Origin of the sequence: Streptomyces sp. Qhu_M48 (genome assembly GCF_051305195.1) — a bacterium.
Taxonomy (GTDB): Bacteria; Actinomycetota; Actinomycetes; order Streptomycetales; family Streptomycetaceae; genus Streptomyces.
The window spans coordinates 6,087,472-6,101,286 of record NZ_CP195432.1 but is presented as its reverse complement, the minus strand read 5'-3'; the positions used below and the strand labels follow the sequence as shown (position 1 = coordinate 6,101,286).

Below are 13,815 nucleotides of genomic sequence, written 5' to 3'. Positions count from 1 at the left end.
ACAGTCGGCCTTATTCCGGCCTGACTGTCCCGCTCAACGCGAGTGTCACCCGATTACGGGTAAACATTCACGGAGAGTTTGATCCTGGCTCAGGACGAACGCTGGCGGCGTGCTTAACACATGCAAGTCGAACGATGAAGCTCTTCGGGGTGGATTAGTGGCGAACGGGTGAGTAACACGTGGGCAATCTGCCCTTCACTCTGGGACAAGCCCTGGAAACGGGGTCTAATACCGGATAACACCGGCTTCCGCATGGGAGCTGGTTAAAAGCTCCGGCGGTGAAGGATGAGCCCGCGGCCTATCAGCTTGTTGGTGGGGTAATGGCCTACCAAGGCGACGACGGGTAGCCGGCCTGAGAGGGCGACCGGCCACACTGGGACTGAGACACGGCCCAGACTCCTACGGGAGGCAGCAGTGGGGAATATTGCACAATGGGCGAAAGCCTGATGCAGCGACGCCGCGTGAGGGATGACGGCCTTCGGGTTGTAAACCTCTTTCAGCAGGGAAGAAGCGAAAGTGACGGTACCTGCAGAAGAAGCGCCGGCTAACTACGTGCCAGCAGCCGCGGTAATACGTAGGGCGCAAGCGTTGTCCGGAATTATTGGGCGTAAAGAGCTCGTAGGCGGCTTGTCACGTCGGGTGTGAAAGCCCGGGGCTTAACCCCGGGTCTGCATCCGATACGGGCAGGCTAGAGTGTGGTAGGGGAGATCGGAATTCCTGGTGTAGCGGTGAAATGCGCAGATATCAGGAGGAACACCGGTGGCGAAGGCGGATCTCTGGGCCATTACTGACGCTGAGGAGCGAAAGCGTGGGGAGCGAACAGGATTAGATACCCTGGTAGTCCACGCCGTAAACGTTGGGAACTAGGTGTTGGCGACATTCCACGTCGTCGGTGCCGCAGCTAACGCATTAAGTTCCCCGCCTGGGGAGTACGGCCGCAAGGCTAAAACTCAAAGGAATTGACGGGGGCCCGCACAAGCAGCGGAGCATGTGGCTTAATTCGACGCAACGCGAAGAACCTTACCAAGGCTTGACATATACCGGAAAGCATTAGAGATAGTGCCCCCCTTGTGGTCGGTATACAGGTGGTGCATGGCTGTCGTCAGCTCGTGTCGTGAGATGTTGGGTTAAGTCCCGCAACGAGCGCAACCCTTGTCCTGTGTTGCCAGCATGCCCTTCGGGGTGATGGGGACTCACAGGAGACCGCCGGGGTCAACTCGGAGGAAGGTGGGGACGACGTCAAGTCATCATGCCCCTTATGTCTTGGGCTGCACACGTGCTACAATGGCCGGTACAAAGAGCTGCGATGCCGTGAGGCGGAGCGAATCTCAAAAAGCCGGTCTCAGTTCGGATTGGGGTCTGCAACTCGACCCCATGAAGTCGGAGTTGCTAGTAATCGCAGATCAGCATTGCTGCGGTGAATACGTTCCCGGGCCTTGTACACACCGCCCGTCACGTCACGAAAGTCGGTAACACCCGAAGCCGGTGGCCCAACCCCTTGTGGGAGGGAGCTGTCGAAGGTGGGACTGGCGATTGGGACGAAGTCGTAACAAGGTAGCCGTACCGGAAGGTGCGGCTGGATCACCTCCTTTCTAAGGAGCACAGTACCGATTGCAGGCAAATGTTCTGCACGGTCAGCTCATGGGTGGAACGTTGATTAGTTGGCACGATCGCAAGGTTCGCTTCACAAGTACTGCTTCGGCGTGGAACGTGATGACGGTCCTGGTGGTCGTGCTTGGCACGTTGTTGGGTATCTGAGGGTACGGCCGTAAGGTTTGTATCTTCGCGATGCCGGCCCCAGTGAACTCACCTGTTATGCGGGTGGGGTGATGGGTGGCTGGTCGTTGCTTGAGAACTACACAGTGGACGCGAGCATCTGTGGCCAAGTTTTTAAGGGCGCACGGTGGATGCCTTGGCACCAGGAACCGATGAAGGACGTGGGAGGCCACGATAGTCCCCGGGGAGCCGTCAACCAGGCTTTGATCCGGGGGTTTCCGAATGGGGAAACCCGGCAGTCGTCATGGGCTGTCACCCATGCCTGAACACATAGGGCATGTGGAGGGAACGAGGGGAAGTGAAACATCTCAGTACCCTCAGGAAGAGAAAACAACCGTGATTCCGGGAGTAGTGGCGAGCGAAACCGGATGAGGCCAAACCGTATGCGTGTGATACCCGGCAGGGGTTGCGCATGCGGGGTTGTGGGATCTCTCTTTCACAGTCTGCCGGCTGTGAGACGAGTCAGAAACCGTTGATGTAGGCGAAGGACATGCGAAAGGTCCGGCGTAGAGGGTAAGACCCCCGTAGCTGAAACATTAACGGCTCGTTTGAGAGACACCCAAGTAGCACGGGGCCCGAGAAATCCCGTGTGAATCTGGCGGGACCACCCGCTAAGCCTAAATATTCCCTGGTGACCGATAGCGGATAGTACCGTGAGGGAATGGTGAAAAGTACCGCGGGAGCGGAGTGAAATAGTACCTGAAACCGTGTGCCTACAAGCCGTGGGAGCGTCGCTCATTGAGTTTACTCAATGGGTCGTGACTGCGTGCCTTTTGAAGAATGAGCCTGCGAGTTTGCGGTGCGTTGCGAGGTTAACCCGTGTGGGGAAGCCGTAGCGAAAGCGAGTCCGAATAGGGCGATTCAGTAGCGCGCTCAAGACCCGAAGCGGAGTGATCTAGCCATGGGCAGGTTGAAGCGGAGGTAAGACTTCGTGGAGGACCGAACCCACCAGGGTTGAAAACCTGGGGGATGACCTGTGGTTAGGGGTGAAAGGCCAATCAAACTCCGTGATAGCTGGTTCTCCCCGAAATGCATTTAGGTGCAGCGTCGTGTGTTTCTTGCCGGAGGTAGAGCACTGGATAGGCGATGGGCCCTACCGGGTTACTGACCTTAGCCAAACTCCGAATGCCGGTAAGTGAGAGCACGGCAGTGAGACTGTGGGGGATAAGCTCCATGGTCGAGAGGGAAACAGCCCAGAGCATCGACTAAGGCCCCTAAGCGTACGCTAAGTGGGAAAGGATGTGGAGTCGCAGAGACAACCAGGAGGTTGGCTTAGAAGCAGCCACCCTTGAAAGAGTGCGTAATAGCTCACTGGTCAAGTGATTCCGCGCCGACAATGTAGCGGGGCTCAAGCGTACCGCCGAAGTCGTGTCATTGCAGCATGAGGGCCAACGCCCGCTGTGATGGGTAGGGGAGCGTCGTGTGCCGGGTGAAGCAGCCGCGGAAGCGAGTTGTGGACGGTTCACGAGTGAGAATGCAGGCATGAGTAGCGATACACACGTGAGAAACGTGTGCGCCGATTGACTAAGGGTTCCTGGGTCAAGCTGATCTGCCCAGGGTAAGTCGGGACCTAAGGCGAGGCCGACAGGCGTAGTCGATGGACAACCGGTTGATATTCCGGTACCCGCTTTGAAACGCCCAGTATCGAGCCCATTAATGCTAAGGCCGTGAAGCCGTTCCGGACCCTTCGGGGAAAGGAAAGTGGTGGAGCCGCTGACCCAAGGTGGTAGTAGGTAAGCGATGGGGTGACGCAGGAAGGTAGTCCAGCCCGGGCGGTGGTAGTCCCGGGGTAAGGGTGTAGGGCGTTGTCCAGGTAAATCCGGACAGCACATAGCCTGAGACCTGATGCCGAGCCGATTGTGGTGAAGTGGATGATCCTATGCTGTCGAGAAAAGCCTCTAGCGAGTTTCATGGCGGCCCGTACCCTAAACCGACTCAGGTGGTCAGGTAGAGAATACCGAGGCGTTCGGGTGAACTATGGTTAAGGAACTCGGCAAAATGCCCCCGTAACTTCGGGAGAAGGGGGGCCACGTCTGGTGATGAGTCTTGCACTCTGAGCTGGGGGTGGCCGCAGAGACCAGCGAGAAGCGACTGTTTACTAAAAACACAGGTCCGTGCGAAGCCGTAAGGCGATGTATACGGACTGACGCCTGCCCGGTGCTGGAACGTTAAGGGGACCGGTTAGTGACCTTTCGGGGTTGCGAAGCTGAGAACTTAAGCGCCAGTAAACGGCGGTGGTAACTATAACCATCCTAAGGTAGCGAAATTCCTTGTCGGGTAAGTTCCGACCTGCACGAATGGCGTAACGACTTCTCGACTGTCTCAACCATAGGCCCGGTGAAATTGCACTACGAGTAAAGATGCTCGTTTCGCGCAGCAGGACGGAAAGACCCCGGGACCTTTACTACAGTTTGATATTGGTGTTCGGTTCGGCTTGTGTAGGATAGGTGGGAGACTTTGAAGCCGTGACGCCAGTCATGGTGGAGTCGCCGTTGAAATACCACTCTGGTCGTGCTGGATGTCTAACCTCGGTCCGTGATCCGGATCAGGGACAGTGTCTGATGGGTAGTTTAACTGGGGCGGTTGCCTCCCAAAGGGTAACGGAGGCGCCCAAAGGTTCCCTCAGCCTGGTTGGCAATCAGGTGTTGAGTGTAAGTGCACAAGGGAGCTTGACTGTGAGACCGACGGGTCGAGCAGGGACGAAAGTCGGGACTAGTGATCCGGCGGTGGCTTGTGGAAGCGCCGTCGCTCAACGGATAAAAGGTACCCCGGGGATAACAGGCTGATCTTCCCCAAGAGTCCATATCGACGGGATGGTTTGGCACCTCGATGTCGGCTCGTCGCATCCTGGGGCTGGAGTCGGTCCCAAGGGTTGGGCTGTTCGCCCATTAAAGCGGTACGCGAGCTGGGTTTAGAACGTCGTGAGACAGTTCGGTCCCTATCCGCTGCGCGCGTAGGAATATTGAGAAGGGCTGTCCCTAGTACGAGAGGACCGGGACGGACGAACCTCTGGTGTGCCAGTTGTCCTGCCAAGGGCATGGCTGGTTGGCTACGTTCGGGAGGGATAACCGCTGAAAGCATCTAAGCGGGAAGCCTGCTTCGAGATGAGTATTCCCACCTCCTTGAGAGGGTAAGGCTCCCAGTAGACGACTGGGTTGATAGGCCGGATGTGGAAGCCCAGTAATGGGTGGAGCTGACCGGTACTAATAGGCCGAGGGCTTGTCCTCAGTTGCTCGCGTCCACTGTGTTAGTTCTGAAGTAACGAACTGTGCCGATTTCCGGTTGGTTAACTTCATAGAGTTTCGGTGGTCATAGCGTTAGGGAAACGCCCGGTTACATTCCGAACCCGGAAGCTAAGCCTTTCAGCGCCGATGGTACTGCAGGGGGGACCCTGTGGGAGAGTAGGACGCCGCCGAACACCCGCCCTTTTAGCTCAGTCGGTAGAGCGTCTCCATGGTAAGGAGAAGGTCAACGGTTCGATTCCGTTAAAGGGCTCCAATTAAGAAGGCCCCCGCCTCGTGGCGGGGGCCTTTTTGCGTTTCCTGGACAGGCGGGAGGCGGGCGGCGATCCCCTTTCGGGGACCGCCGCGGTGTCGTCAGCGGTCGTCGGGCTCTCGGAGGCGGAGCGCCAGGATGGCCATGTCGTCGGAGGCGGGGGCCTGGGCGAAGCGCTCCACCGCGCGGAGCACCCGGGAGGCGACCGCGCCGGCCGTGAGGCCCGTACAGGTCTTGAGGACCTCGGCCAGGCCGTCGTCGCCCAGCATGCGGGTGCCCTCGCGGCGTTCCGTCACGCCGTCGGTGACGCACAGGAGGACGTCGCCCGGATCGAGCGTGACGGTCTCCTCGTACAGTACGAGGTCCTCCATCACGCCGAGGAGGGGCTGGGGCTCGGCGGCCGGGGTCACCGTGCCGTCGGGGCGGAGGCGCAGCGGGAGCGGGTGGCCGGCGCAGACGACCTTGAGGATCGCCGATCCGTCCTCCTGCGGGTGCATCTCGCCGTACAGGAGGGTCAGGAAGCGGCTGCGGGCGCCCTCGTCGAGGATCGCCGCGTTGAGCCGCTCCAGGACGGCCGGGCCGCCGAAGCCCTCGCGGGCCAGGAGACGCAGGGCGTGCCGGGCCAGGCCGGTGACGGCAGCCGCCTCCGGGCCCGTACCGCAGACGTCGCCGATGGCGAAGCCGTAGGCGCCGTCGCGGATCGGGAACAGGTCGTAGAAGTCGCCTCCGACCTCGTTGCCCTCGCCCGCGGCCCGGTAGATGACGTCGACCTCGACGCCCGGGATGTCGGGGAGGCCGGGCGGCAGGAGGCTGCGCTGGAGGGACTGGCTGATGGCCACGCGCTCCGAGTACAGGCGGGCGTTGTCCAGGGCGAGGGCGGCCCGGCGCGAGAGGTCCTCGGCGAGCTCCAGGATCTCTTGGCGGAAGTGGTCCTCCGAGGGCCTGCCGAGGGTCAGCATGCCGATGACCCGGTTGCGGGCGACCAGCGGCAGGACGACCGTCTCGCCGGCGACCGTGCTCGCGGTGGCCAGGGTCGTGTCGATGCCGGAGGACAGCGGGCTCGTCGGGTGGTCGAGGGCGCGGGCCGAGGCGGTGAGCGCGGCCCGTTGGGCGGCGTCGCCCGGCGCGGTCCAGACGCGGGCGCCGGGGGCCGGCACCGGGTCGGGCGGGGCGATCGAGGAGAGCAGGTCCTTCAGGCCGTCGATGCGGTCCTCGTCCTCGTGGAGCACGTACGAGAGGTACGGGTCGGAGGACTGGTCGGCGATCGTGTAGACCGCGCACCAGGTCGCGAGGGTCGGCACCGTCATCTGGGCCATCAGGGCCAGGGTCTGGTCGCGGTCGAGGGTGCCGGCGAGGAGGTCGGAGGCCTCGACCAGGAAGCTGAGGGAGCCGCGGCGCAGTCGCTCCAGTTCGCCGAGGCGGGCGGACTCCACGGCCAGGGCGATGCGGTCGGCGGCGAACTGGAGGCGGAGGGCCTCCTCGTTGGAGTAGCGGTTCGCGGCCTCGGCGGCAACGCCGAGGGAGCCGGTGAGCCGGCCCTCGACCTTGAGGGGCACGGTGACCACCGAGCGCATGCCGGTGCCTTCGAGGAGCGGGACGGCGCCGGGGACGGCGGCCAGGTCCTCGTGGACGGCGGGCATCCGGGCGGAGCCGTAGCGGCTGGCGCCGGTCTCGACGGGGACGCGGGCGAAGCGCTGACGGGCGGCCGGCAGGCCGGTCGTCGCCCGTACCTCGAGTTCCGTCTCGTCGTCGGTGGCGAGCAGCAGGAAGGCGGCGTCGCCGTCGAGCATGTCGCGGGCGCGTTCGACCGTGCGCTGGAGGAGGCCGTCGAGGTCGTCGGGGGCCGGGGAGCCGATGAAGACCTCGAAGGGGTCCGTGGTGCGGCTCTCGGCGCCCGGCTCGACGGCGGGGCGCTGCGGGGTCTGGAGGACGGCCCGCTCGTGCTCGCGTACCAGGAGGCAGACGGTGGAGGGTTCGCCCTGGGCGTCGCGGACCCGGAGGTGCGAGGCGTACACGGGGATGACGCGGCCGTCGGCGCAGCGGATGCCGTAGCTGCCCTCCCAGCGGGAGAGGCGCAGGGCCTCGGCGAGGCCGGTGCCGATGCCGGGGGTGTGGGGCCAGGCCGCGAGGTCGCCGAGGGGCTTGCCGGTGACCTGCTCGGAGTCGTAGCCGAAGAGCTCCTCGGCGTCCTCGTTCCAGGCGGTGACGGCTCCGCCGCGGTCGATCTGGGCGACGGCGACGCGGACGCGGCTGTCGGCGACCGGGAGGAGGGCGTCGGGGAGGACGGGGCCCGCGGAGCGGGTGCCGACCGGGCGCCGGGGGAGGTCGAGGTGGAACCAGACGTGCTTGCGGGTGGGGGTGTAGTCGACGCCCCAGCGGTGGGCGAGGGCGGCGCAGAGGAGCAGTCCCCGGCCGTTCTCGCGGTCGGGGCTGCCGAGCGTGCGGCCGCTCTGGACGGGGATCTCGCGCTCGGGGTAGCGGTCGGAGACCTCGACGCGGATGCTGTCGTCGGCACGGAGGCAGAGGACTTCGGCGGAGGTGCCGGCGTGGATGACGGCGTTGGTGACGAGCTCGCTGGTGAGGACGACGGCGTCGTCGACGAGTTCGGGGTGTCCCCAGCCCTGGAGGGTGTCCCGGACGAAGGCGCGGGCGGCCGCGACGGACCGCCCGACGGGCTCGAAGCTGGCAGTCGCCCGCGCGGTGATCACAGCACTCCTCGTACGCGTCTCGACGCCCGGCTCTGCCATGCTCGGTCTGTCCCTCCCGCTGCCCGGTGGTCGTATCCGCACCACACCGCCCCCGCCGGGCGGACCGGGGCGGTTGGACAGCCGGAAGCCAGGTTACTTACCTTCACTGTCCGAGCGGATGCCGGTCACCGCTGATTCCGTCCCCAGGGGGTAGGGACGCTGTACGAAGCTGCCGAACTGTTATCGCCCGGTTCGGTGGCGGTGAAACACTGGGCAGGCTACCGGCGGGAGCCGGAGCGGTACGGTCGACCCCTTTCGGGAGGGACACGGTGGAACCTGGCACGGCGGCGCGACGCGGCGGAGGCAGCGGTACGCGCGCGAGGGGCGGGCGTTCCCGTGGGGGGACGGTCCAGGTCGACGCGGCGGCGCTCGACCGGCTGCTGGCCGCACTGGTGTCGATGCGGGACGGGAACCTCCGCAGGCGGCTCACGGTGTCCGGCGACGGGGTCATGGCGGAGATCTCCGCCGTGTTCAACGAGGTCGCCGACCGGCAGATGCACGTGACGGGCGAGCTGACGCGGGTCCGCCGGGTGGTGGGGCGCGAGGGCAAGCTGTCCGAGCGCCTGGAGGCGGGAGCCGGCGAGGGGGCGTGGGCGGCGGCGATCGAGGCGGCGAACGCGCTCGTCGACGATCTGGCCCGGCCGGTGTCCGAGGTGGGACGGGTGCTCTCGGCGGTGGCCGAGGGTGATCTGGAACAGCGGATGGACCTGCGTTCGGAGGGTGCGGACGGGACGGTCCGTCCGCTGCGCGGGGAGTTCCTGAAGGTCGCCCGTACCGTCAACAACCTGGTCGACCAGCTGTCGGTGTTCGCCTCCGAGGTGACCAGGGTCGCCGTCGAGGTGGGTACCGACGGCAAGCTGGGCGGGCAGGCGCAGGTGCGCGGGGTGTCCGGTTCGTGGAAGGACCTCACGGACTCGGTCAACACCATGGCGAACCGGCTGACGGCCCAGGTGCGGGACATCGCCCTGGTGACGACGGCGGTCGCCAACGGCGATCTGTCGCAGAAGGTCACGGCGAACGTCGCCGGCGAGATGCTGGAGCTGAAGAACACCGTCAACCGGATGGTGGACCAGCTCTCCTCCTTCTCCTCCGAGGTGACCCGGGTCGCCCGCGAGGTGGGTACGGAGGGCGAGCTCGGCGGGCAGGCCGAGGTGGCCGGGGTCGCGGGTGTCTGGAAGGACCTCACCGACTCCGTCAACACGATGGCGGGCAACCTGACCAACCAGGTGCGTGGCATCGCCGAGGTCACGATGGCGGTCGCCAACGGCGATCTGTCGCAGAAGGTGCGGGTGTCGGCGCGCGGCGAGATCGCGCAGCTGGCGGACACCATCAACCAGATGACGAAGACGCTGCGGATCTTCGCCGACGAGGTGACCCGGGTGTCGGGCGAGGTCGGCGCGGAGGGTCTGCTCGGCGGTCAGGCGCAGGTGCCGGGTGCCGCGGGGACGTGGAAGGACCTCACGGACTCCGTCAACACCGTCTTCCGGAACATCACCACGCAGGTGCGGGACATCGCGCAGGTGACGACGGCGGTGGCCAACGGCGACCTGTCGCAGAAGGTCACGGTCGACGTGGCCGGCGAGATGCTGGAGCTGAAGAACACCGTCAACACGATGGTGGACCAGCTGTCGGCCTTCGGTTCCGAGGTGACCCGGGTGGCCCGGGAGGTCGGTGTCGAGGGGCTGCTCGGCGGCCAGGCCGAGGTGCAGGGGGCGGCGGGTACCTGGAAGGACCTCACCGACTCGGTGAACACGGCCTTCCGCAACCTGACCGGTCAGGTGCGGGACATCGCGCAGGTGACGACGGCGGTGGCCAACGGCGACCTGTCGCAGAAGGTCACGGTCGACGTGGCCGGCGAGATGCTGGAGCTGAAGAACACCGTCAACACGATGGTGTCGCAGCTGTCGTCGTTCGCGGACCAGGTGACCCGGATGGCCCGGGACGTGGGCACCGAGGGACGGCTCGGCGGTCAGGCGCGGGTGGACGGCGTCTCCGGGAGGTGGCGGGAGCTCACCGACTCGGTGAACTTCATGGCCGGCAACCTGACCTCGCAGGTGCGGCAGATCGCGCAGGTGACGACGGCCGTGGCCCGCGGCGACCTGTCGCAGAAGATCGACGTGGACGCGCGCGGCGAGATCCTGGAGCTGAAGAACACCATCAACACGATGGTCGACCAGCTCTCCGCGTTCGCCGAGCAGGTGACCCGGGTGGCCCGCGAGGTGGGCACCGACGGCCGACTGGGCGGCCAGGCGCAGGTGCCGGGTGTGGCCGGTGTGTGGCGTGACCTGACGGACTCGGTGAACGGCATGGCCGGGAACCTCACCACCCAGGTGCGCAACATCGCGCAGGTCGCCACGGCGGTCGCGCGCGGTGACCTGTCGCAGAAGATCGACGTGGACGCGCGCGGCGAGATCCTGGAGCTGAAGAACACCCTCAACACGATGGTGGACCAGCTCTCGAACTTCGCCGAGCAGGTGACCCGGGTGGCCCGTGAGGTGGGCACCGAGGGCATCCTGGGCGGTCAGGCCGAGGTGCAGGGTGTCTCCGGCACCTGGAAGGACCTCACCCAGTCCGTGAACTTCATGGCGAACAACCTCACCATCCAGGTGCGGAACATCGCCGAGGTCACGACGGCCGTCGCCAAGGGCGACCTCTCGAAGAAGATCACCGTCGACGCCCGGGGCGAGATCCTGGAACTGGTGACGACCGTCAACACGATGGTCGACCAGCTGTCGAACTTCGCGGACGAGGTCACGCGCGTGGCCCGCGAGGTGGGTACGGAGGGCATCCTCGGCGGTCAGGCGAGGGTGCGGGGCGTCACCGGTACCTGGAAGGACCTGAGCGACAACGTCAACCTGATGGCCAACAACCTGACCAGTCAGGTGCGGAACATCTCCCGGGTGTCGGCGGCCGTCGCCAACGGCGACCTGACCAAGAAGGTGACGGTCGAGGCGCGGGGCGAGGTCGCCGAGCTCGCCGAGACCGTCAACACCATGGTGACGACCCTGTCGTCCTTCGCGGACGAGGTCACGCGCGTGGCGCGTGAGGTGGGTACGGAGGGCGAACTGGGCGGCCAGGCGCGGGTTCCGGGTGTCTCCGGCACCTGGAAGGACCTGACCGAGTCGGTGAACTCGATGGCCGACAACCTCACCGGTCAGGTGCGGCAGATCGCCGCCGTCACCACCGCCATCGCCAAGGGCGACCTCACCAAGAAGATCGACATCGACGCGCGCGGTGAGATCCAGGAGCTGAAGAACACCATCAACACGATGGTCGACCAGCTGTCGAACTTCGCCGAGGAGGTCACCCGCGTGGCCCGCGAGGTGGGCACCGACGGGCAGCTCGGCGGCCAGGCCCGGGTCCGGGACGTCGAGGGCACCTGGAGCGATCTGACCGAGTCCGTGAACGAGATGGCAGGGAACCTCACCCGGCAGGTGCGGGCCATCGCCGCCGTCGCCACCGCGGTGACCCGCGGCGACCTCAACGTCAAGATCGACGGTGTGGACGCGGCGGGCGAGATCCAGGCGCTCCAGGACAACATCAACACGATGATCGCCAACCTGCGCGACACCACCCTCGCCAACGACGAGCAGGACTGGCTCAAGAGCAACCTGGCCCGCATCTCCGGCCTCATGCAGGGCCGCCGGGACCTCGACGACGTGGCCTCGCTCATCATGAGCGAGCTGACGCCGGTGGTCTCCGCCCAGCACGGCGCCTTCTTCGTGGCCATGCCGACGGGCTCCGCCCACAGCGACGCCGAACTCGTCGGCGAGGGCGACGGCTCGTACGAGCTGCGGATGCGGGGGAGTTACGGCTACTCCACCGGGTCCATGCCGACCTCCTTCCGGCCCGGGGAGACCCTCATCGGGACGGCGGCCGACGAGAAGCGGACCATCCAGCTCCATGTGCCGCCCGGCTATCTGAAGATCTCCTCCGGGCTCGGCGAGGCGTCGCCCGCGCATGTGATCGTCCTTCCGGTCCTCTTCGAGGGGAAGGTCCTCGGCGTGATCGAGCTGGCCTCCTTCCAGCCGTTCACGCAGATCCAGCGCGACTTCCTCAACCAGATCGCCGAGTTGATCGCGACCACCGTCAACACCATCAGCGTCAACACCAAGACCGAGGTGCTGCTCCAGCAGTCGCAGGAGCTCACCGAGCAGCTCAAGGAGCGCTCGGCCGAGCTGGAGCACCGGCAGAAGGAGCTTCAGGGCTCCAACCTGGAGCTGGAGGAGAAGGCCGAGCTGCTCGCCCGGCAGAACCGCGACATCGAGGTGAAGAACACCGAGATCGAGGAGGCCCGGCAGGTCCTGGAGGAGCGGGCCGAACAGCTCGCCGTCTCCATGCGCTACAAGTCCGAGTTCCTCGCCAACATGTCGCACGAGCTGCGCACCCCGCTCAACTCCCTCCTGATCCTCGCCAAGTTGCTCGCGGACAACGCCGAGACCAATCTGACGCCGAAGCAGGTCGAGTTCGCGGAGACCATCCACGGCGCCGGTTCGGACCTGCTCCAGCTGATCAACGACATCCTCGACCTGTCCAAGGTCGAGGCGGGCAAGATGGACGTCTCGCCGACCCGGATCGCCCTCGTCCAGCTCGTCGACTACGTGGAGGCGACCTTCCGGCCGCTCACGGCGGAGAAGGGGCTCGACTTCTCGGTGCGGGTCTCGCCCGAGCTGCCGGCCACCCTCCACACCGACGAGCAGCGCCTGCTCCAGGTGCTCCGCAACCTCCTGTCCAACGCGGTGAAGTTCACCGACACGGGCGCGGTGGAGCTGGTGATCCGGCCGGCCGGGGCGGACGTGCCGCAGTCGATCCGGGAGCAGCTCCTGGAGGCGGGTTCGCTGCGCGACCCGGAGGCCGACCTGATCGCGTTCTCGGTCACCGACACCGGCATCGGGATCGCGGCGAGCAAGATGCGGGTCATCTTCGAGGCGTTCAAGCAGGCCGACGGCACGACCAGCCGGAAGTACGGCGGTACGGGTCTCGGCCTGTCGATCAGCCGGGAGATCGCGCGGCTGCTCGGCGGCGAGATCTTCGCGGCGAGCGAGCCGGGCCGCGGTTCGACGTTCACGCTCTACCTGCCGCTGAGCCCGACGGAGCTGCCGCCGGGTGCCTTCGGGCAGGGGGCGCAGGACGACGACGACCCTCAGCAGGGCGTGGAGGAGGGGGCGGCCGGGTCCGGCCACTCGTTCCCGCACTTCCCGCCGCCGCCGGTGCGGACGGAGGCGCGGTCCGGGGCCGGGGCGCTCTTCCGGCACCGGCGGAAGGCGGCGGCGGAGGCGACCGGGGCACGTACGGCGGTGCCGGGGCAGCCCGGTCAGCAGTTCGCGGCCGACCGGGTGGAGCAGGAGGCGGAGGCCGCGCCGCGCCGCACCTTCGGCTTCTCGGGCGAGAAGGTGCTCATCGTCGACGACGACATCCGTAACGTCTTCGCGCTGACCAGCGTCCTGGAGCAGCACGGGCTCGCGGTGCTCTACGCGGAGAACGGGCGGGAGGGCATCGAGGTCCTGGAGCAGCACGACGACGTGACGATCGTCCTGATGGACATCATGATGCCCGAGATGGACGGGTACGCGACGACGACCGCGATCCGGCGCATGCCGCAGTTCGCGGGGCTGCCGATCATCGCGCTGACGGCGAAGGCGATGAAGGGCGACCGGGAGAAGGCGATCGAGTCGGGCGCCTCGGACTATGTGACCAAGCCGGTCGACCCCGACCACCTGCTGTCCGTCATGGAGCAGTGGATGCGGGGGGAGTGAGTCCGCGGAGGGGCCCGTGGTGCGGGGGAAACGCCTGGCAC

2 protein-coding genes, 1 tRNA gene and 3 rRNA genes are annotated in these 13,815 nt (G+C 65.8%); 5 read left to right on the top strand and 1 reads right to left on the bottom strand.

From position 1 onward, the window contains the following. Nucleotides 1–66: 66 nt before the first annotated feature. The 4 genes from ACRRSS_RS27285 (at nt 67) to ACRRSS_RS27270 (ending at nt 5,274) form a co-directional block, all read left to right on the top strand. Nucleotides 67–1,592: ribosomal RNA gene (locus ACRRSS_RS27285) — 16S ribosomal RNA — on the top strand. 288 nt (nt 1,593–1,880) lie between these two features. Continuing rightward, nucleotides 1,881–5,003: ribosomal RNA gene (locus tag ACRRSS_RS27280) — 23S ribosomal RNA — on the top strand. A gap of 74 nt (nt 5,004–5,077) precedes the next feature. Continuing rightward, nucleotides 5,078–5,194: ribosomal RNA gene (gene rrf, locus ACRRSS_RS27275) — 5S ribosomal RNA — on the top strand. The 16S, 23S and 5S rRNA genes sit together here with 1 tRNA gene alongside, the layout of an rRNA operon. Nucleotides 5,195–5,198: 4 nt before the next feature. Continuing rightward, nucleotides 5,199–5,274 (top strand) — tRNA-Thr (locus ACRRSS_RS27270). Nucleotides 5,275–5,372: 98 nt separating this feature from the next. Here the strand turns inward: ACRRSS_RS27270 and ACRRSS_RS27265 are convergent. Beyond that, nucleotides 5,373–8,018 (bottom strand): SpoIIE family protein phosphatase, encoded by a 2,646-nt coding sequence (locus ACRRSS_RS27265; protein WP_435973737.1) that lies wholly within the window; start codon nt 8,016–8,018, stop codon nt 5,373–5,375. A 269-nt stretch (nt 8,019–8,287) separates the two neighbouring features. Here ACRRSS_RS27265 and ACRRSS_RS27260 point away from each other — a divergent pair, with 269 nt between their 5' ends. Beyond that, nucleotides 8,288–13,774, top strand: a complete 5,487-nt coding sequence (locus tag ACRRSS_RS27260; protein WP_435973736.1) for a HAMP domain-containing protein — start codon at nt 8,288–8,290, stop codon at nt 13,772–13,774. The last annotated feature ends 41 nt before the right edge of the window (nt 13,775–13,815 follow it).